At 58.0% G+C, this 18,434-nt stretch carries 19 protein-coding genes; 8 read left to right on the top strand and 11 right to left on the bottom strand.

Annotated elements, in window-relative coordinates; all coding sequences use genetic code 11:
• Positions 1-131: 131 nt before the first annotated feature.
• On the top strand, positions 132-1,040 hold the full coding sequence (locus tag IEQ42_RS10160; protein WP_210703422.1) for a flagellar protein MotY: 909 nt from the start codon (positions 132-134) through the stop codon (positions 1,038-1,040).
• Positions 1,041-1,169: 129 nt separating this feature from the next.
• Positions 1,170-2,387: an argininosuccinate synthase gene (locus IEQ42_RS10155; protein ID WP_042560735.1), complete on the top strand. Its 1,218-nt coding sequence runs from the start codon at positions 1,170-1,172 to the stop codon at positions 2,385-2,387.
• Between the two features lie 133 nt (positions 2,388-2,520).
• Here IEQ42_RS10155 and IEQ42_RS10150 read toward each other — a convergent pair whose 3' ends face one another.
• Positions 2,521-3,237: a hypothetical protein gene (locus IEQ42_RS10150; protein WP_210703421.1), complete on the bottom strand. Its 717-nt coding sequence runs from the start codon at positions 3,235-3,237 to the stop codon at positions 2,521-2,523.
• A gap of 516 nt (positions 3,238-3,753) precedes the next feature.
• On the opposite strand from IEQ42_RS10150, the gene IEQ42_RS10145 reads away from it, so the two are divergent.
• The gene (locus IEQ42_RS10145; RefSeq protein WP_042560733.1) at positions 3,754-4,380 is read left to right on the top strand and encodes a response regulator transcription factor; all 627 of its coding nucleotides are present in this window, start codon (positions 3,754-3,756) and stop codon (positions 4,378-4,380) included.
• A 90-nt stretch (positions 4,381-4,470) separates the two neighbouring features.
• Here IEQ42_RS10145 and IEQ42_RS10140 read toward each other — a convergent pair whose 3' ends face one another.
• From IEQ42_RS10140 to metG, 8 genes are all read right to left on the bottom strand, one after another.
• A complete protein-coding gene (locus IEQ42_RS10140) occupies positions 4,471-4,644 on the bottom strand; it encodes a PA3496 family putative envelope integrity protein (RefSeq protein WP_115147783.1) in 174 nt (57 codons plus the stop codon).
• A 108-nt stretch (positions 4,645-4,752) separates the two neighbouring features.
• Positions 4,753-5,391 carry an endonuclease III gene (gene nth / locus IEQ42_RS10135; protein WP_047302889.1) on the bottom strand — a complete coding sequence of 213 codons (639 nt, stop codon included), beginning with the start codon at positions 5,389-5,391 and terminating at the stop codon, positions 4,753-4,755.
• Positions 5,388-5,969, bottom strand: coding sequence for an Rnf-Nqr domain containing protein (locus IEQ42_RS10130; RefSeq protein WP_210703420.1), 582 nt, complete (start codon positions 5,967-5,969; stop codon positions 5,388-5,390). Before IEQ42_RS10130 ends, nth begins: the two co-directional genes overlap by 4 nt.
• Positions 5,966-6,571, bottom strand: a complete 606-nt coding sequence (locus tag IEQ42_RS10125) for an RnfABCDGE type electron transport complex subunit G (RefSeq protein WP_210703419.1) — start codon at positions 6,569-6,571, stop codon at positions 5,966-5,968. Before IEQ42_RS10125 ends, IEQ42_RS10130 begins: the two co-directional genes overlap by 4 nt.
• Positions 6,568-7,551 carry an RnfABCDGE type electron transport complex subunit D gene (locus IEQ42_RS10120; RefSeq protein WP_210703418.1) on the bottom strand — a complete coding sequence of 328 codons (984 nt, stop codon included), beginning with the start codon at positions 7,549-7,551 and terminating at the stop codon, positions 6,568-6,570. The genes IEQ42_RS10125 and IEQ42_RS10120 overlap by 4 nt, the downstream gene beginning before the upstream one ends.
• Positions 7,538-8,746: an electron transport complex subunit RsxB gene (gene rsxB, locus IEQ42_RS10115; protein WP_210703417.1), complete on the bottom strand. Its 1,209-nt coding sequence runs from the start codon at positions 8,744-8,746 to the stop codon at positions 7,538-7,540. The genes IEQ42_RS10120 and rsxB overlap by 14 nt, the downstream gene beginning before the upstream one ends.
• Entirely contained in the window at positions 8,743-9,312 is a 570-nt protein-coding gene (locus tag IEQ42_RS10110; protein WP_210703416.1) for an electron transport complex protein RnfA, read from the bottom strand. The genes rsxB and IEQ42_RS10110 overlap by 4 nt, the downstream gene beginning before the upstream one ends.
• 130 nt (positions 9,313-9,442) lie before the next feature.
• Positions 9,443-11,494, bottom strand: coding sequence for a methionine--tRNA ligase (gene metG, locus IEQ42_RS10105; RefSeq protein ID WP_210703415.1), 2,052 nt, complete (start codon positions 11,492-11,494; stop codon positions 9,443-9,445).
• Between the two features lie 133 nt (positions 11,495-11,627).
• Between metG and apbC the strand changes: the two genes are divergently transcribed.
• Positions 11,628-12,722, top strand: coding sequence for an iron-sulfur cluster carrier protein ApbC (gene apbC / locus IEQ42_RS10100; protein WP_210703414.1), 1,095 nt, complete (start codon positions 11,628-11,630; stop codon positions 12,720-12,722).
• 131 nt (positions 12,723-12,853) lie between these two features.
• Here the strand turns inward: apbC and IEQ42_RS10095 are convergent, their stop codons facing one another.
• A complete protein-coding gene (locus IEQ42_RS10095; RefSeq protein WP_150592793.1) occupies positions 12,854-13,612 on the bottom strand; it encodes an SDR family oxidoreductase in 759 nt (252 codons plus the stop codon).
• A 161-nt stretch (positions 13,613-13,773) separates the two neighbouring features.
• Here IEQ42_RS10095 and IEQ42_RS10090 point away from each other — a divergent pair, with 161 nt between their 5' ends.
• The 4 genes from IEQ42_RS10090 to groL all read left to right on the top strand — a co-directional run bounded on the left by IEQ42_RS10090 (position 13,774) and on the right by groL (position 17,293).
• Complete coding sequence (locus tag IEQ42_RS10090) at positions 13,774-14,505, top strand: HugZ family pyridoxamine 5'-phosphate oxidase (RefSeq protein WP_210703413.1); 732 nt, start codon at positions 13,774-13,776, stop codon at positions 14,503-14,505.
• Positions 14,506-14,570: 65 nt separating this feature from the next.
• Positions 14,571-15,047 carry an FxsA family protein gene (locus IEQ42_RS10085; RefSeq protein WP_042560720.1) on the top strand — a complete coding sequence of 159 codons (477 nt, stop codon included), beginning with the start codon at positions 14,571-14,573 and terminating at the stop codon, positions 15,045-15,047.
• A gap of 258 nt (positions 15,048-15,305) precedes the next feature.
• The gene (locus IEQ42_RS10080; RefSeq protein ID WP_007916610.1) at positions 15,306-15,599 is read left to right on the top strand and encodes a co-chaperone GroES; all 294 of its coding nucleotides are present in this window, start codon (positions 15,306-15,308) and stop codon (positions 15,597-15,599) included.
• Between the two features lie 50 nt (positions 15,600-15,649).
• Positions 15,650-17,293: a chaperonin GroEL gene (gene groL / locus IEQ42_RS10075; RefSeq protein ID WP_150592796.1), complete on the top strand. Its 1,644-nt coding sequence runs from the start codon at positions 15,650-15,652 to the stop codon at positions 17,291-17,293.
• Positions 17,294-17,493: 200 nt separating this feature from the next.
• Here groL and IEQ42_RS10070 read toward each other — a convergent pair whose 3' ends face one another.
• Positions 17,494-18,237 carry a phosphatase PAP2 family protein gene (locus IEQ42_RS10070; RefSeq protein WP_210703412.1) on the bottom strand — a complete coding sequence of 248 codons (744 nt, stop codon included), beginning with the start codon at positions 18,235-18,237 and terminating at the stop codon, positions 17,494-17,496.
• Positions 18,238-18,434: the final 197 nt, after the last annotated feature.

Genomic DNA, 18,434 nt, shown 5'->3' with positions numbered 1-18,434 from the left:
CGAATGCTACCGGAAAAGACTCTTGCAGGCACTCGCTATCAAGTTTTGCGGGAACCTTCCGATATCCCGTAGGTATGCCGTAAACGTAGTGTGAATCGGTCTTTGTGTTTCAGAAGCCAATGGAGCCTCCCGTGCGCCAGCGATATTTAGCCTTGCTCAGTGTGTTTGCCAGTTTTCCTGCGATGGCGCTTACGTACCAGACTCGCCTGGAGAACATTGAGTGGACGGTCGCCGGCGACAAGTTCGAGTGCCGTCTGACACAACCGATCACGGATTTCGGCTCGGGTGAGTTCGTGCGCAAGGCCGGCGAGCAGGCGATCTTCCGTCTGAATGCCTACAACGCCATGCTCGGCGGCGGTTCGGCGACGTTGCTCGCCGCCGCAGCACCCTGGCAGCCAGGGCGCGGCGACATCAACCTGGGCACCGTAAGACTGGGCAGCGGCAACGTCCTGTTCAACAGCTCGCAGTCTCAGGCCGGCGGCTTGATCAGTGGTCTGATGGATGGGCGCAGTCCGGTTGTCCGTCGCGCCTCGGGCGATGGTCGGGTCTCGGAAGTGCGTTTGTTGCCGGTCAGGTTCAGTAAGGCCTTCAACGATTACCAGAGCTGTGTGGCGAAATTGCTGCCGCAGAATTTCGAACAGGTCAAACGATCGCAGATCGGCTTCCCCGGCGAAGGTATCGAGCTCGATGCTGCCGCCAAGGCCAAGCTGCAAGTGATGCTCGAGTACATGAAGGCTGATCCGACGGTTAACCACATCGAACTCGATGGCCACTCGGACAACAGCGGCAATCGTCTGACCAATCGCGAACTGTCCCGTCGTCGGGCCTTGGCCGTGGTTGATTTCTTCAAGGCCAACGGCATTCAGGAATCGCAGATCACCGTGCGTTTCCATGGTGAGCGCTACCCATTGGTTCCTAACACCAATGCGAGCAACCGCGCGAAGAACCGTCGGGTCAACGTGCACCTTGCGCGAGTAGCCCCGACGACCGCACCTGCACCCACTACCAGCACGCCAGCGAACGCTGCGGCAACTTCCTGACCCGCCGGTCATCGTCGCGCCCTCGACAGATTCTGTCGCTTTGTCGTCTTAAGCTGTCGCGCCTCTGTAAATTATCGCGTTTGGGCGGTAGACTCCTCGGCTTTCCGTAGAACCCCGTGGAGTGATGGCATGGCGGACGTAAACAAGGTCGTTCTGGCGTATTCCGGCGGCCTGGACACTTCGGTGATCCTCAAGTGGCTGCAGGATACTTATAACTGTGAAGTGGTGACCTTCACCGCTGATCTCGGTCAAGGCGAAGAGGTCGAGCCGGCCCGCGCCAAGGCTCAGGCCATGGGCGTCAAAGAAATCTACATCGACGATCTGCGCGAAGAATTCGTGCGTGACTTCGTGTTCCCGATGTTCCGCGCCAACACCGTTTACGAGGGCGAGTACCTGCTGGGTACTTCCATCGCACGTCCACTGATCGCCAAGCGACTGATCGAAATCGCCAATGAAACCGGCGCTGACGCCATTTCCCATGGCGCCACCGGCAAGGGCAACGATCAGGTGCGTTTCGAACTGGGTGCTTACGCGCTCAAGCCAGGCGTGAAAGTGATCGCGCCGTGGCGTGAGTGGGACCTGCTGTCCCGCGAGAAGCTGATGGACTATGCCGAGAAGCACGCGATCCCGATCGAGCGCCACGGCAAAAAGAAATCCCCGTACTCGATGGACGCCAACCTGCTGCACATCTCCTATGAAGGCGGCGTGCTGGAAGACACCTGGACCGAGCACGAAGAGGACATGTGGCGTTGGACCGTCTCCCCGGAGAAGGCTCCCGACACCCCGCAGTACCTGGAACTGACCTACCGTAACGGCGACATCGTGGCGCTGGACGGCGTCGAAATGACCCCGGCCACCGTGCTGGCGACGCTGAACAAGATCGGTGGTGCGCACGGTATCGGCCGTCTCGACATCGTCGAAAACCGTTATGTCGGCATGAAGTCCCGCGGTTGCTACGAGACTCCGGGCGGCACGATCATGCTGCGTGCTCACCGCGCCATTGAATCGATCACCCTGGACCGCGAAGTCGCTCACCTGAAAGACGAGCTGATGCCAAAGTACGCCAGCCTGATCTACACCGGTTACTGGTGGAGCCCTGAGCGTCTGATGCTGCAACAGATGATCGACGCTTCCCAGACCAGCGTGAATGGTGTGGTTCGCCTGAAGTTGTACAAAGGCAACGTGATCGTGACGGGCCGCAAGTCCGACGATTCGCTGTTCGATGCCAACATCGCGACCTTCGAAGAGGATGGCGGTGCTTACAACCAGGCCGACGCGGCGGGCTTCATCAAGCTCAACGCGCTGCGCATGCGCATTGCTGCCAACAAGGGCCGCAAGCTGTTCTGATTTTTCGGACTGACGCGCAATAAAAGGGCGGCCCCGTCTTCGAGACGGGCCGCCCTTTTTTACAGAATTCTTTTGTCCAGCACTTAGCTGCAATATTCCTTGTCCATTTGCTTGCGGTGCAATGCCGCATTTTTCAAGCTCTTCCCACCAGCGTGACCGTCTGTGAACACAGATTGTAGATAATACAGAGTGTTGTGCCTGAGCCTTTCTTCGCATGCCTGATCCGCAGTAGCGCTCTTTTCGTCAGTGAAGCGTCCGACACATGGTTGGAAAGAAATATGATGACCCGCACCGTTTTCCTGTCGGCTCGCCGGATTCTTTCCAGAATTGTGGCGAGTTCTCTCGACGCATCAATATCTCGTGCATCAATGATGTGCAGGTTGCTGAAAGGCGCGGACAGCTTAAGGTTGTATTGAATCTTCAGGATCGACTTCGCACGGATGCCAGGCGGCGGGTCGGATGCATTATGGACTTTGCACGAGTCTCTGCGCCCTGCAGCAGAGGCTTCACTGGGGACGATATGACTTGATATGCCAAAAGTCGCCTGTGTATCAGGCTCATGCGATGGTGCGTTCCGTTTGCTGTCGCGGTCATCATTGTCGATGACTTTTAAAAAGCTTTTGTCCTTGCCGAAATCTGAGGGTGAATAAAGCTTACGGTGATTGAAGTTCAAAGTGATGAAGAAAAGAAATAACAAGTAAAAGGGGAAGCTAATAAGAAACCAGACGTAAATCTCTCGATCTTTGTTGTCAAGAAATGGCAAGGATACCGCGGCGGAGCCTTCTGAAATTGCGGCAAATATGGCGATAACCGTCATTGGATTAGTAATTTTATTTCTGATTTTTAACATGCTCTTGCTCTCCTGTTGAAGTGGCGCGTCATGAGCGGGTTGTATGGTTTTAGTTTGTGAGTAAGTTGGGTGTTGGTGTTTTCTATGTATAGCAAAAGTATTTGTTTGAATATAAATATCTTGTTTCAAGTGTTTATGATTTTCTGACTTGTACAAGAGGCTTGTAGGAGATTGCCGTCATTGCCTGATGTTTCTGATTTGCGCAATATTTCAGGTGTCATGCGGACATTGCGCACCGAGCTATCGATTGGCGGTCATGAAAACGGCTTTCGAGGCTGCTCTTGGGTGATATTGGTCGTGCACTGTTACAAGTGAAAATCGGAAGTTTTGCAGACTGGTGAAAGAGTTTTTTTGTCGGATGTTTATAGCGATACAGGTTTTTTGTAGGAATATTCCTCGATGGCTGTAGGGGACGTCTCTCGATGCAAGTGCATGAGAGACCTGACATGCCATAGAGCAAATGGCTGGGCTATTGTGCGTGTTCTAAAAATTCGAACAGCGAAACTGGACTTGCCCATGAATAAAGTGCTGATCGTGGATGACCACCCCGTCATTCGTCTTGCGGTACGTATGCTGATGGAACGTCATGGCTACGAAGTCATTGCAGAAACGGATAACGGCGTGGATGCATTACAACTGGCTCGCGAACAAATGCCGGATATTGTCATTCTGGATATTGGAATACCGAAACTTGATGGTCTGGAAGTAATTGCACGACTGACGTCGGTCGCAATGCCTATTAAAGTCCTGGTATTGACTTCCCAGGCGCCGGGTCATTTTTCAATGCGGTGCATGCAGTCGGGGGCGGCGGGTTATGTATGCAAACAGCAGGATTTGACTGAATTGCTAAGTGCGATCAAAGCTGTTTTATCTGGCTACAGTTACTTTCCCAATCAGGCGTTGCACACCGTACGTACCAGCCTGGGCAATGCCAGCGAAGCAGACATGGTGGATCGCCTTTCCGGGCGCGAGATGATGGTGCTGCAACAGTTGGCGCGGGGTAAGACCAACAAGGAAATCGCCGATGGAATGTTTTTGAGTAACAAGACAGTAAGTACCTACAAGACTCGCTTGTTGCTGAAACTCAATGCGCGTTCACTGGTTGATCTGATCGAGCTGGCCCAGCGCAACGGGCTTGTCTGAATACTTCAGTCGCTGACGGGGTCATGGGCCGATCGAATTCAGCTAGCCATCAAAAGCGAAAAAGCCTCCGTTTCGGGAGGCTTTCAAATATCAGAAATCAAAGTCGTAATCGGCCAACTTCTTTTGCAGTCGGCGCTCCTCCAGCAGGTTGTCGATCGTGCGGCGTTTGCTCAGGTTGGTCTTGGCGACTTCAACCACGGGTTCGGCGTCGTCCGTGGGGTCATCATCCACTTCCAGTTCCAGTTCCTCTTTATCAGTACTCATCAGATTAACTCCCACCCTAAGACTGCCGTTGACGCCCCTTATATCGACATTCCGGCGGCGGGTAAAAAAGATTTTTTCAATCGATCGCTCATTTATTTCTATAACTGATCAATCGTCCGATGTTTTTTGTTTGTATTCGCACAAGTCTTCGATTCGGCAACTGCCGCACCGCGGCTTGCGGGCCAGACACACGTAGCGTCCGTGAAGAATCAGCCAGTGGTGGGAATCGAGCAGGAATTGCTTTGGTACAAACTTCATAAGCTTGTTTTCCACCTCGACCACATTTTTGCCGGGAGCGATGCCCGTGCGGTTGCTGACCCGGAAGATGTGCGTGTCTACGGCCATCGTCAGCTGACGGAACGCCGTGTTGAGCACCACGTTGGCGGTCTTTCGGCCGACACCGGGCAACGCTTCGAGCTCCTCACGTGTTTGCGGCACTTCACCGTTGTGGCGTTCGACCAGCAAGCGGCACGTCTCGATGACGTTTTTGGCCTTGCTGTTATAGAGGCCGATGGTCTTGATGTATTCGGACAGCCCCTCTACGCCCAGCGCGTAGATCGCTGCCGGGGTGTTGGCGACCGGGTACAGCTTGGCCGTCGCCTTGTTTACGCCAACGTCGGTCGACTGCGCCGAAAGAATCACCGCAATCAGCAATTCGAAGGGCGAGGAGTAGGCCAGTTCGGTTTTCGGCTCGGGATTGTCTTCATGCAGTCGGCGGAAAATCTCAAGACGTTTTGCGGCATTCATGGGCGATGCGTTTCCTTGGGGATAGAGTTCAAGCGAGTCCAGGCCTGACGGGCCGCTAGCAGCAGCCCCAACATAATCAGCGCGCCGGGAACCAGGGTTGCCAGAGGCAGGCCCTCGCTGAATAAAACCAGACCTTGCCAGTGTTCTAACAGTCCTCGGCCCAAGCGACCCTGGCCTGCGAGCTCACGCACGACGGCGAGTATCACCATCAAGGCGCTGAACATACCGCTTAGCTTGAGGCGCTCGCTCGGTGTCTGGCGGAAAAACCCGTTGTGTTCGAGTACCAGGCACTGCAAGGCAATCAACCCCGCATACAGACCAAAAGCCTGATACCACGCAAGAAACCAGCGTTGCGCGAAGACCTCGGCACAACTGGTCAGCGTCGCGGCGAGCAGCAGGGCTGCTGACCATGTAGCCGCAGGCGTCAGGCGCGAGCGTAAAAAAGACATGCACAAGCCATAGGCGCCCACTACCACCGCGAACATCAAGATCGCGCCCAGCGCGCCAGCCAACGAACTCGTCGTCCCGAGCAAAAGCATGAGCATCAATGAATTCGCCACGTGCGCCGTGCGGTTCATGGTGGGCTCCCCAGCAATGCCACACGATGTTGGTCAAAGTAACGCAGAGCGTCATGGACAGCGTTGATCACCGCGCGGGAGGTGATGGTCGCACCGGCCATTTGATCGAATTGCCCCTGATCCTTTTTCAGCGCCCAACCGGCATCCGTCGGCTCACCACTCGATTTCCCGACAAACACCGACAGCCATGCATTCGGCCATTCGCCCAGATATCCGCCGAGCGAGGGCGTTTCATTTTGCTTGAGGGTTTTTACCCCCAGCAATTTTCCATGATCATCAATGGCAATCAGCAGTTCGATGCTGCCTGCATAACCCTTGCTGCGGCTGCGCAGCAACACTGCAACCGGTCGCCCGGCTTTGCTCGCGCGATAGCCACCGGTCAGCGTGCTGTGGCTCAAGGCAACATCCGCCAGGGCCAGCGGCTGTTCGAGTGGTTGATTGTCGTAGCTGTCCGGTGCGAGCACGTCGAGCAGTTTGCGACTGTCGAGCAGACGCTGTTCGGCGGCAATCTGCGGCGCATTGCTGTGTTGCACAAGATACGTCGCCGTGATGCCGACGAAGGCCAACAGCAGCAGCGTGAGTGCGCTCTTTGTGCGGTTCATGGGCGCACCGGTGTCTGTCGGCTCACGGCAAAACGCTCGAGTGCCGGTACGCAGAGATTCATTAACAGCACCGCGAACGCGACGCCGTCCGGGTAACCACCCCAGGTGCGGATCAGGTAAGTGAGCAGTCCGACTCCGGCGCCGAACAGCACGCGCGCCAGCGCATTTTTTGCTCCGGATACCGGTTCGGTGATGATGAAAAACGCGCCGAGCATGGTGGCACCGCTCAGCAGATGAAACAGCGGCGAGCCGTGGGAGTCCGAGCCCGATCCGTTCCAGCACAGCAGGCTGACTAAAAACAGGCTGGCGAGCATACCGACGGGCGCGTGCCAGCCGAATACTCGCCGTTGCAGCAGAAACAGCCCTCCGGCGAGAAACGCCAGATTGACCCATTCCATGCCTCGCCCGCCGAAGCGCCCGAAGGCCGGGTTGGCGGCGAACAATTCATCGATGGTCAGACTTTTATTGATGCGCAGGCTGTCCAGAGCCGTGGCCTGAACCCAGGCGTCCGGGACCTGCGCCGGATTGAATACCTGCTGCAAGGCGTCGAGCAGCGCCATGCCATGGGCCGGCCATTGGGTCATTGGCTGCGGGAACATCACGATGACCAGGGCAAAACCGAGCATGGCCGGATTGAACGGGTTTTTACCCACGCCGCCGTACAGATGTTTGCCAAATAGCAGACCTGCGGCGGTCGCTGTCATCGTCAGCCACCAAGGGCAATAGGGCGGCAGGGCGACGGCCAACAAAGTCGCGCTGACCAGTGCGCTGCCGTCACCGAGCAGCGGCTGTAACGCTTGCCCGCGCAGGCGTGCCACGCCTGCCTCGACCGCCAGTGCGCAGGCGACGCAAAGGATCAGATTGATCAATACGCCCCATCCGTAAAACCACAACAAGCCCAGCAGTCCCGGCAGCATGGCAAGCAGCACCAGTCTCATCGCCTGTTGCAGGCGATCGTCGGCTGTCTCAAGGGGCAACATGATCTTGCACCTGGCGCTCGGCGTCCTGCAGGCGGGCGCGGGCCTTGTCGAGGGTTTCGGCCGGAGTGTCAGCGCGTCGTTCGAGTTTGCTCAGGTCCGCGCGGGCGTAGGCTAATTCGGTTTTCAACTGGCGAAGTTGGCTGTCGATCGGGCGTTTTTCCACGCGCACCAGGTCAGGCGCAGGCTGATCGCTGGCGGCTTCGGCGGCGTGAAGGGCTTGCTCGGCGTCACGTAACGCCTGTTCCAGCGTGGCAATCTGCTCGGTCGGCGCTTCGGCGGTCTGGGCCTTTTTCAGTTCGGCGCGGCGCATGGCCAACTGAATTTTTGCCCGTTTCAGGTCTGCGTCTTTCGCCGGAACTGGCGCTGCCGGAGTGGCGGGTGCGCTGCTTTCGAGTTTGGCCAAAGCCTGTTCAGCCACTTCGAATTGCTGCTGCAACACGATCAATTGCGACTGTTGTTCAAAGGTCGGTGGATGACCAAAGGCTTTCAGCGATTTATGCAGTTGCGCACGGCTCATCGCGACATCGATCTTGGCTTTTTTCAGTGCGGCGTCGGCGCCTGCGGATTTTTGCGCGCGCACGCGTTCCAGTGCAGCTTGCACCGGGTCGAGCGTTGTCACTTCAGATTGAGCGGCGCGTTTGGCCCGCGCCTCGCGCTCAGCCTGTTTGTGTTGTTCTTCGCGTTGCAGGCGGGCATTGCGTCGTTCAAAGCGCTGGCGGGCGTGATCACGTTTGGCGGCACGCGCGCGCTGTTCTTCAAGACTGAACGCGAGGCCGCCGACCACCGGCAGTGTGCTCGGTGGCAGGGGATGCATTTCGATGCAGTCCACCGGGCAGGGCGCCACGCACAGATCGCAACCGGTGCATTCGTCGATCAGAACGGTGTGCATCAATTTCGCCGCGCCGACGATGGCATCAATCGGGCAGGCCTGAATGCACTTGGTGCAGCCGATGCATTCGGCTTCGCGGATGTAAGCCACCTGCGCTGGCGCCGACCCGCGACTGACGTCCAGTTCCAGCACCGGCACTTTCAACAGGTCGGCCAACGCCGCGATGGTTTCATTACCACCCGGGGGGCATTTGTTGATCGGCTCGCCGTCGACGATGCCCTGTGCGTAAGGTTTGCATCCTGGATGCCCGCACTTGCCGCACTGAGTCTGCGGCAGAAGGGCGTCGATGCGTTGAATCAGACTCATGTTTTGATCAGTCCACTGAATCCGAGAAAAATCACTGCGATCAGTCCGGCGCCGATCAGGTCGATCGGCAGGCCGCGAAAGGGCAGGGGAATATCGTTGTCGGTTGTACGCTCACGCAAATCGCTGAACAGACTCAGCACCAGCCAGAAACCCAGCCCGGCACCGAGGCTCATTGCTGTCGCGTGCAGCAGGCCTTGATCGCTCTGCGCATTGATCAGCGCCAGCCCAAGCACGCCGGCGTTGCCCAGCAACAGCGGCCACAAACTCTCGAACGGCAGGTTCGGCAACCCGCGCGCCAACAGTTTCAGCAACGGCGCGATCAGCAACACGCTCAATGGCAAAAACACGAACAGGCGCAGCGCTTGCAGTTGCAGGGGTACCAGCAGCCAGTGCCAGACTGTGTAGCCGACCACGCCGACGATCACCATCAGACACAACGTCGACAGCCCCAGTGCATGCACCTGCCGACGACTGTCCGCCAACAGCGGATCGACGCCCAGCGGCCAGTGCAACACGAAATTGTTGAGCAGCGCGGCACTGATAAGCGTAAGCACGAGTTCGGTCATGGGCCTGCCGGCGAAACGGGCGGATGTCTCATAAGGTTAGGCATTATCCGGCAGCGACGGTGAGTGGGCCAGATATGAAAAATCCCACAGGCATGCGCGCACGCCTGTGGGATCGATTTGCCGCAGAGTCTTACTTGATGCGCTGACCTGGTTTGGCGCCGCTGTCCGGGCTCAGCAGGTAGATTTCTTCACCGCCAGGACCTGCAGCCATCACCATGCCTTCGGAAATACCGAACTTCATTTTCCGCGGCTTGAGGTTGGCGATCATCATGGTCAGGCGACCGTCGAGCTTGGATGGGTCCGGATAAGCGCTCTTGATCCCGGAGAACACGTTGCGTTGCTCGTCACCGATATCCAGGGTCAGGCGCAACAGCTTATCGGCGCCTTCCACGGCTTCAGCCTTGATGATCAGCGCAACGCGCAGATCGATCGCAGCGAATGCGTCGAAGTCGATTTCCGGCGACAGCGGATCCTTGGCCAGCTCGCCGTTGCCCGCAGGGGCGGCTGCGCCGGTATCGGTCTGGCTGGCGGTCAGGTCTTCTTTCGAGGCGTCGCTCATGGCTTGTACTTTTACCGGGTCGATGCGGGTCATCAACGGCTTGAATTCGTTGAGCTGATGATTGGCCAGCAGGGTGGTGTGGTCGTTCCAGGTCAGCGGGGCGACGTTGAGGAACGCCTCGGCATCGGCGGCCAGCAGCGGCAGCACTGGCTTGAGGAAGATCACCAGTTGGCGGAACAGGTTGATGCCGGTGGCGCAGATCGCCTGGACTTCATCCTGTTTGCCTTCCTGCTTGTTCAGCGACCACGGTGCCTTGTCGGCGATCCAGGCGTTGGCGCGGTCGGCCAGGGCCATGGTTTCACGCATGGCACGGGCGAAGTCGCGGGCTTCATAAGCGTCGGCGATGCTTGGCGCGGCGGCGAGGAAAGCCTCGGTCAGCTCAGGCGCGGCATTGTTGTCGACCAGCAGGCCGGCATTGCCCTTTTGAATGAACCCGGCGCAACGGCTGGCGATGTTGACGACTTTGCCGACCAGGTCGGAGTTGACCTTCTGCACGAAGTCTTCGAGGTTCAGGTCGAGGTCGTCGACGCCACGGCCCAGTTTGGCCGCGTAGTAGTAGCGCAGGTATTCCGGCGACAGGTGATCCAGGTACGTGCGGGCCTTGATAAAGGTGCCGCGCGACTTGGACATCTTCTGGCCGTTGACGGTCAGGTAGCCGTGTACGTTGATTGCGGTCGGTTTGCGGTAACCGGCGCCTTCGAGCATGGCTGGCCAGAACAGGGCGTGGAAGTTGACGATGTCCTTGCCGATGAAGTGGTACAGCTCGGCAGTGGAATCCTTGGCCCAGAACGCGTCGAAGTCGAGCTCCGGCGTACGGTCGCACAGATTCTTGAAGCTGGCCATGTAGCCGATTGGCGCATCCAGCCATACGTAGAAATACTTGCCCGGCTCGCCCGGGATCTCGAAACCGAAGTACGGCGCATCGCGGGAGATGTCCCACTGCTGCAGGCCGGCGTCCAGCCATTCGGCGATCTTGTTGGCCACGGCGTCCTGCAAGGTGCCGCTGCGGGTCCAGCCTTGCAGCATTTCCTGGAAGTCCGGCAGTTTGAAGAAGAAGTGCTGGGAATCCTTGAGCACCGGGGTGGCGCCAGAGATTGCCGACTTCGGATCCTTCAGATCAGTCGGTGCGTAGGTCGCACCGCATTTTTCGCAGTTGTCGCCGTACTGGTCTTCAGTGCCGCATTTCGGGCAGGTGCCCTTGATGAAGCGGTCGGCCAGGAACATTTTCTTTTCCGGGTCGAAATACTGCGTGATCGAACGTTGGGCGATGTGCCCGGCGTCACGCAGCTTGAGGTAGATCTGGCTCGACAGCTCACGGTTTTCTTCGGCGTGAGTGGAGTGGAAGTTGTCGAAATCAACCAGGAACTCGGCAAAGTCGGCGCTGTGTTCAGCCTGCACGTTGGCGATCAGTTGTTCCGGGGTGATGCCTTCCTTTTCTGCGCGCAGCATGATCGCCGAACCGTGGGCGTCGTCGGCGCAGACATAGATGCATTGATTGCCGCGATGCTTCTGGAAGCGCACCCACATATCGGTCTGGATGTATTCCAGCATGTGGCCAAGGTGGATCGAACCGTTGGCGTAGGGCAGGGCGCTGGTGACGAGGATCTTGCGTGGCTCGGACATGTGGGGCTTCGCTACTTGATGAAACGGAGGTCGGCCACTATAAAGCGCTGGCGCATATTTTTCACCCTGTGCACCTGTTTCATTCAGGTACGATACCCGCCATCTTTTCCCAGTCTTGTTATCGGAGTTGCCCATGAGTGCCGTCACTCGCGCAGCGGTGGAAGCCGTCCTCAGCCAATACACCGACCCTTACCTGAACCAGGACCCGGTCAGCGCCGGTTGCGTGAAAAACATCGAGATCGTCGGTGACCGCGTCAATGTGCAGCTGGAAATCGGTTACGCCGCCGGCCTGTTCAAAAGCGGCTGGGCGCAATTGCTGCAACTGGCCATCGAAAACCTCGACGGCGTAGTGATTGCCAGAGTCGAGGTCAACACGGTGATCGCTGCGCACAAGGCTCAAGCGCAGATCCCGGGGCTGGCCAACGTCAAGAACGTGGTGGCCGTGGCGTCGGGCAAGGGCGGAGTCGGCAAGTCGACCACCGCTGCCAACCTCGCGTTGGCGCTGGCCCGTGAAGGCGCCAGGGTCGGGATTCTCGATGCCGATATCTATGGCCCGAGCCAGGGCATCATGTTCGGCATTCCGGAGCGCACCCGCCCTGAAATCAAGGATCAGAAGTGGTTCGTGCCGCTTAAGGCCCACGGCGTCGAAGTCATGTCGATGGCGTTCCTGACGGACGACAACACGCCAATGGTCTGGCGTGGGCCGATGGTCTCCGGCGCATTGCTGCAACTGGTTACGCAAACCGCGTGGGGCGATCTCGATTATCTGGTGATCGACATGCCGCCAGGCACCGGCGACATCCAGTTGACCCTGGCGCAGAAAGTCCCGGTGGCAGGCGCTGTGATCGTCACCACACCGCAGGATCTGGCCTTGCTCGACGCGCGCAAAGGCGTGGAAATGTTCCGCAAGGTCAACATTCCGGTGTTGGGCGTGGTGGAAAACATGGCCGTGCACATCTGCTCCAATTGCGGCCATGCCGAGCATCTGTTCGGTGAAGGTGGTGGTGAGAAGCTTGCGACGCAGTACGGCGTCGAGCTATTGGCCTCGCTGCCGTTGTCGATGCTGATCCGTGAACAGGCCGATGGCGGCAAGCCAACGGTGATCGCCGAGCCGGACAGCCAGATTGCCATGGTCTATCAGGAACTGGCCCGTCACGTTGGTGCGCGGATTGTGTTGCAGGAAGCGGCAACACCCGCGATGCCGAACATCACCATCAGCGACGATTGATAATTCAGCAGCGCTGATAAACCTGTGGGAGTGAGCCTGCTCGCGAAAAGGAAGTGTCAGTCAACGAAGATGTTGTCTGACACTGCGCTTTCGCGAGCAGGCTCGCTCCCACATTGTTTTTGTTGTGTGAGTCAGATACGCAACCCGCCATCCATCTCCAGAATCCGACCGGTGTAATAGTCGTTCTCGAAGATGTACGCCGCCGAATGGGCGATCTCTTGCGGTTTGCCCATGCGCTTGAGCGGAATTCCCGCGGTCATCTTCTCCAGCGCTTCCGGCTTCATGCCCAGGGTCATCTCGGTTTCGATGAACCCCGGCGCAATGCCCGCTACGCGAATGCCATAACGCGCCAGTTCCTTGGCCCACGTCACGGTCGCCGCCGCCACACCGGCCTTGGCCGCGGAATAGTTGGTCTGGCCAACGTTGCCTGCGCGGGATATCGACGAGATGTTGATGATTGCACCGCCGGTCTTCAGCTCGACCATTTTCGCCGCGACTTCGCGCGTGCAGAGGAATACGCCGGTCAGGTTGACGTCGATCACCGCCTGCCATTGGGCCAGGCTCATCTTGGTCATCTCGCCGTCCTTGACCTTCAGTAGCAGGCCGTCGCGCAGAATCCCGGCGTTGTTGATCAAACCATGGATCGCGCCGAAATCGGCGGCGACCTGCGCGACCATGTGCTCCACCTGCTCTTCATTGGCGACGTTGCACAGATAGCTGCGGGCCTCGACCCCTTTGGCTTTGCAGGCGGCGACTGCGTCGTCGAGCTTTTCCTGGTTCAAATCGACCAGCGCCAGCTTCGCGCCTTTGCCGGCGAAATACTCGGCCATCGAACGGCCCAAACCCTGGCAACCGCCAGTGATAATGATTACTTTGTCGTTGAGTTGCATTCGCATGCCCCGATAGCAGGTCAGAGTGGATTTCCTTTAGAGAGCCTCTCGATCTGCGCCCGACGTGGCCCGGCTGCACATGAGAATTGCCCGATGGTGAGCGGAACATATCCCGCGCACCTGTCCGTTTTTTCGACGGATTCTATTTAAGGAGTCATAAATTGAGCGTTGAAGTGGCGAAGAATGCCCGAGAATTGCTTCTCAAGGAATACCGTGGAGTGCTCTCGACCCACTCTAAATCCATGCCCGGTTTTCCCTTTGGCTCCGTCGTGCCGTATTGCCTGGACGAGCAGGGCCGGCCGTTGATCCTGATCAGCCGCATCGCCCAGCACACGCACAATCTGCAAAAAGACCCGAAATGCTCGATGCTGGTGGGGGAGCGCGAGGCAGATGACGTACAGGCCGTTGGTCGCCTGACGTATCTGGCCGAAGCGCAAAAGCTTGAGGACACCGCCATTATTGAAGCGGCGGCCGAGCGTTATTACCGCTACTTCCCCGACTCGCAGAACTACCACAAGGCTCACGATTTCGATTTCTGGGTGCTGAATCCGGTGCGCCATCGCTACATCGGTGGTTTCGGCGCCATTCACTGGGTCGATCACCTGACCTTGGCCAACCCGTTCGCCGGCAAAGCCGAGATCAGCATGGTCGAACACATGAACAGCGACCACGCCAAAGCCATCGCGCACTACGTCGATCTGGCCGGGCTGCCGAAAACCGTGCCGGCGCAACTGGCCGGGATCGACACCGAAGGCATGCACCTGCGCATCGGTCAGGCGCTGTACTGGTTGCCGTTTCAAGCACCATGTCATACGCCGATACAAGTGCGCGAAGCCTTGGTTTCTCTGGCTCACGCCGAGCATTGGCCAAAAAATGCAGTGGCCGACGCTTGAATTCACGAAAGGGCGACGTCATCTAAGGCTTACTGCAAGGCATTTCTTGCGTAGAGGAAAGTTAGATGCGCCCTTTTTTGTTGCTCTTTCTGCTGTTTCCGGTGCTGGAGCTGTTCGTATTCGTCAAAGTGGCAGGGGCTATCGGGTTCTTCCCGGCCCTGCTGCTGATCATTCTCGGCTCGATGTTCGGGGTATTCGTGCTGCGCGTCGCCGGTCTGGCCACTGCACTGCGTGCCCGTGAAAGCCTGAACCGCGGCGAACTGCCTGCGCAAACCATGCTTGAAGGTCTGATGCTGGCACTGGCCGGTGGTTTGTTGATTCTGCCGGGCTTCATCAGCGACGTGGTCGGTCTGGTGATGCTGCTGCCGTTCACGCGTCGACTGCTGGCCAATAAAATGCGCCAGCGCGCCGAAGATCAGGCGATGCGCCAGCGTGCGTTCGCTGACGATCTGCAACCACGCGGCGGGCCTGCCCCACGCGATACGGTGGGCCGTGAGCCCAATGTGATCGAAGGCGAGTTCGAACACCGCGACACCAAGTGATACCTGGATCGACACGGCACCTTCGGGTGCCGGGTTTTTATGTGGGCTGCATCCGGGCGCTGCGATGAAAAATTTTCTGCGTTCGCCCTTGTAATAAGCTTATGCGCCCTTATGTAACGGTCACCGAAAGGTTTCTGGCATTTGCGCCAGTCAGACTTGCGCGTCTCGCTCGACGAGGCGTACCCGGCGAAGGCCGGATTTGTTAAACCCGCCGGGAATACACCGGCCGATGAAAACCACAATTAGGAGAGATCGACAATGAAGCTTCGTCCTCTGCATGACCGCGTCGTAATCCGTCGCAGCGAAGAAGAAAAGAAAACCGCTGGCGGTATCGTCCTGCCAGGTTCGGCTGCTGAAAAAGCCAACCACGGTGTGATTCTCGCTGTAGGCCCGGGCAAAGCTCTGGAAAACGGCGAAGTGCGCGCACTGTCCGTTAAGGAAGGCGACAAGGTTGTGTTCGGTCCTTACTCCGGCAGCAACACTGTGAAAGTCGACGGCGAAGACCTGCTGGTAATGAGCGAGAACGAAATTCTCGCCGTTATCGAAGGCTGATTACCCCGTCCATTTTCCCGCTACTACAAAGTATTTAAGGAATATCGATCATGGCTGCTAAAGAAGTTCTGTTTGGCGATTCCGCCCGTAAGAAAATGCTCAAGGGCGTCAACGTCCTGGCTGACGCGGTAAAAGCGACCCTGGGCCCGAAAGGCCGTAACGTGATCATCGAGAAGAGCTTCGGCGCTCCGACCATCACCAAGGACGGCGTTTCCGTCGCCAAAGAAATCGAACTCGAAGACCGTTTCGAAAACATGGGCGCGCAGCTGGTCAAAGACGTTGCCTCCCGTGCCAACGATGACGCAGGCGACGGCACCACCACCGCTACCGTGCTGGCTCAGGCCATCGTCAACGAAGGCTACAAAGCCGTCGCTGCCGGCATGAACCCGATGGACCTCAAGCGCGGCATCGACAAGGCGACCATCGCCGTTGTTGCTGAGCTGAAAAACCTGTCCAAGCCATGCGCTGACACCAAGGCCATCGCTCAGGTCGGCACCATCTCGGCCAACTCCGACAGCTCCATCGGCGAAATCATTGCCGAAGCCATGGAAAAAGTCGGTAAAGAAGGCGTGATCACCGTTGAAGAAGGCACTGGCCTGGAAAACGAACTGTCGGTTGTAGAAGGCATGCAGTTCGACCGTGGCTACCTGTCCCCGTACTTCGTCAACAAGCCTGAGACCATGGTTGCCGAACTGGAGAGCCCGCTGGTTCTGCTGGTCGACAAAAAAATCTCGAACATCCGCGAAATGCTGCCAGTGCTGGAAGCCGTTGCCAAAGCCGGCCGTCCACTGCTGATCGTTTCCGAAGACGTTGAAGGCGAAGCCCTGGCGACTCTGGTTGTGAACAACATGCGTGGCATCGTCAAGGTTGCAGCCGTCAAGGCTCCAGGCTTCGGCGACCGTCGCAAGGCCATGCTGCAGGACATCGCTGTTCTGACCGGCGGTACCGTTATCTCCGAAGAGATCGGCCTGAGCCTGGAAAGCGCCACCCTGGAAAACCTCGGTAGCGCCAAGCGTGTGACCATTTCCAAGGAAAACACCATCATCGTTGACGGTGCTGGCGTAGCAGGCGACATCGAAGCCCGCATTGCTCAGATCCGTGCTCAGGTTGCCGAAACTTCCTCGGACTACGACCGTGAAAAACTGCAAGAGCGTCTGGCCAAGCTGTCCGGCGGCGTTGCAGTAATCAAGGTTGGCGCTGGTTCCGAAGTTGAAATGAAAGAGAAGAAAGCCCGCGTTGAAGACGCCCTGCACGCAACCCGCGCAGCCGTTGAAGAAGGCGTGGTACCTGGCGGTGGCGTTGCGCTGATCCGCGCTCTGGAAGCCCTGAGCAACCTGACCGGCGACAACGCTGACCAGAACGTTGGTATCGCTGTACTGCGTCGCGCTGTTGAAGCGCCGCTGCGTCAGATCGCTGCCAACTCCGGCGACGAGCCAAGCGTCGTGGTCAACGAGGTCAAGAACGGCAAAGGTAACTACGGTTACAACGCTGCAACTGGCGTGTACGGCGACATGATCGAAATGGGCATCCTGGACCCTACCAAGGTGACTCGTTCGGCATTGCAGGCAGCAGCTTCCATCGGTGGCCTGATCCTGACCACCGAAGCTGCAATCGCTGACAAAAAAGTAGACGCTCCGGCTGGCGGCGGTATGCCAGACATGGGCGGCATGGGTGGCATGGGCGGCATGATGTAACCCAGCCTTACCCCGTAACGCAAAAACCCCGCCTGCGATAAGCAGGCGGGGTTTTTTATTGCCGCTGATTTGAGGTTCACCTGAAACCTGGGCGCGGCCATCGCTGGCAGGCCAGACTCCCACAGGGATCTCCAGTGTTCACAGATGCCATGAGCAGCAGTGATCCCTGTGGGAGCTGGCTTGCCAGCGATGGCGTCAGTTCAGACGCTGACCGGTTGTGTGTTGACCACCGATTCGGCCTTCACCGCCGGGCGATACAGCACCCAGTAATACGATCCCAGACAAATCAGCCAGCAGAAAATCGCCGTCCACACGTTGTGCGAAAAGAAGTGCGCGCCCTGCATCATCCGGCTGATCGAGAACACCGAGCCCAGCGCAAAGGCAAAGATAAATGCCTGTCGCGCCAGACGCGGACGCCGGTCACGCAACACGAAGAACAGCGCAAACAACGTGAATCCCGTGGCCGCATGACCGCCGGGCCAGCAACGGCCGGGCTTGTCGGTCTGCGGGCGATGATCCATCAGTTTGCTGTAGGTTTCATGGCCGCCGAATTGCTCCAGGCTCCAGGGGCATTGCACGGCAGTCACCGCTTTGACCGGCGTCACGAACGAAGTCGCCAGCCCAAGGGACAGCACCAGACAGCCCAACTCGCGCTTGAACGGCTTGAGCCTGTTGATGAAGAACGCGCCGATGAAACCGAAAATGGCGAACACCGAAAATGCGATCACTACCTGCTTGGCGCGGTCGTGCAGGATGTCTTCGAGGAAGAAGCTGTGCCGGCCGATGAAGTCCCCCGCAACCGGATCGTAGAACAGCCTGGCCAGATCCATGTCCAGATCGGTCAGTTCGAGCAGCATCAGCACCAGTGCAGCCAAGGCGGGAATGCCCAGGCACAACCAGAAATTCAGAGGCCTTGAAACGGGACGGGCAGAGGTCGACACCATGGCAATTCCTTGGTCGGCAAGTGTTGTGAGGGGCGTAATCGCGAGCAGTCTGCGTCCGCGTGCGTGGGTGATTTGTTAATCGAAAGTGAAAAAATCGTTGGCCGGCACAAACAACCGGTTTATCGATAAACATCCCGCTACATGCCTAGCCCTGAGCCACCGTTGGCCGTAAGCTGCGCGAGCCATGACGGCGGTAA

The organism is Pseudomonas iridis, from assembly GCF_017980685.1.
GTDB lineage: Bacteria > Pseudomonadota > Gammaproteobacteria > Pseudomonadales > Pseudomonadaceae > Aquipseudomonas > Aquipseudomonas iridis.
This window is presented reverse-complemented; position numbering and strand designations above follow the sequence as displayed.

Excerpts from the sequence above, each read along its gene's own strand:
- nth (WP_047302889.1), bottom strand. The coding sequence starts at position 5,391 with ATGAATGCCGCAAAACGTCTTGAGATTTTCCGCCGACTGCATGAAGAC.
- IEQ42_RS10150 (WP_210703421.1), bottom strand. The coding sequence starts at position 3,237 with ATGTTAAAAATCAGAAATAAAATTACTAATCCAATGACGGTTATCGCC.
- IEQ42_RS10085 (WP_042560720.1), top strand. The coding sequence starts at position 14,571 with ATGCGCCCTTTTTTGTTGCTCTTTCTGCTGTTTCCGGTGCTGGAGCTG.
- IEQ42_RS10155 (WP_042560735.1), top strand. The coding sequence starts at position 1,170 with ATGGCGGACGTAAACAAGGTCGTTCTGGCGTATTCCGGCGGCCTGGAC.
- IEQ42_RS10130 (WP_210703420.1), bottom strand. The coding sequence starts at position 5,969 with ATGAACCGCACGGCGCACGTGGCGAATTCATTGATGCTCATGCTTTTG.
- groL (WP_150592796.1), top strand. The coding sequence starts at position 15,650 with ATGGCTGCTAAAGAAGTTCTGTTTGGCGATTCCGCCCGTAAGAAAATG.
- IEQ42_RS10070 (WP_210703412.1), bottom strand. The coding sequence starts at position 18,237 with ATGGTGTCGACCTCTGCCCGTCCCGTTTCAAGGCCTCTGAATTTCTGG.
- IEQ42_RS10080 (WP_007916610.1), top strand. The coding sequence starts at position 15,306 with ATGAAGCTTCGTCCTCTGCATGACCGCGTCGTAATCCGTCGCAGCGAA.
- apbC (WP_210703414.1), top strand. The coding sequence starts at position 11,628 with ATGAGTGCCGTCACTCGCGCAGCGGTGGAAGCCGTCCTCAGCCAATAC.
- IEQ42_RS10095 (WP_150592793.1), bottom strand. The coding sequence starts at position 13,612 with ATGCAACTCAACGACAAAGTAATCATTATCACTGGCGGTTGCCAGGGT.
- IEQ42_RS10145 (WP_042560733.1), top strand. The coding sequence starts at position 3,754 with ATGAATAAAGTGCTGATCGTGGATGACCACCCCGTCATTCGTCTTGCG.
- IEQ42_RS10120 (WP_210703418.1), bottom strand. The coding sequence starts at position 7,551 with ATGTTGCCCCTTGAGACAGCCGACGATCGCCTGCAACAGGCGATGAGA.
- IEQ42_RS10110 (WP_210703416.1), bottom strand. The coding sequence starts at position 9,312 with ATGACCGAACTCGTGCTTACGCTTATCAGTGCCGCGCTGCTCAACAAT.
- metG (WP_210703415.1), bottom strand. The coding sequence starts at position 11,494 with ATGTCCGAGCCACGCAAGATCCTCGTCACCAGCGCCCTGCCCTACGCC.
- IEQ42_RS10140 (WP_115147783.1), bottom strand. The coding sequence starts at position 4,644 with ATGAGTACTGATAAAGAGGAACTGGAACTGGAAGTGGATGATGACCCC.
- rsxB (WP_210703417.1), bottom strand. The coding sequence starts at position 8,746 with ATGAGTCTGATTCAACGCATCGACGCCCTTCTGCCGCAGACTCAGTGC.
- IEQ42_RS10125 (WP_210703419.1), bottom strand. The coding sequence starts at position 6,571 with ATGAACCGCACAAAGAGCGCACTCACGCTGCTGCTGTTGGCCTTCGTC.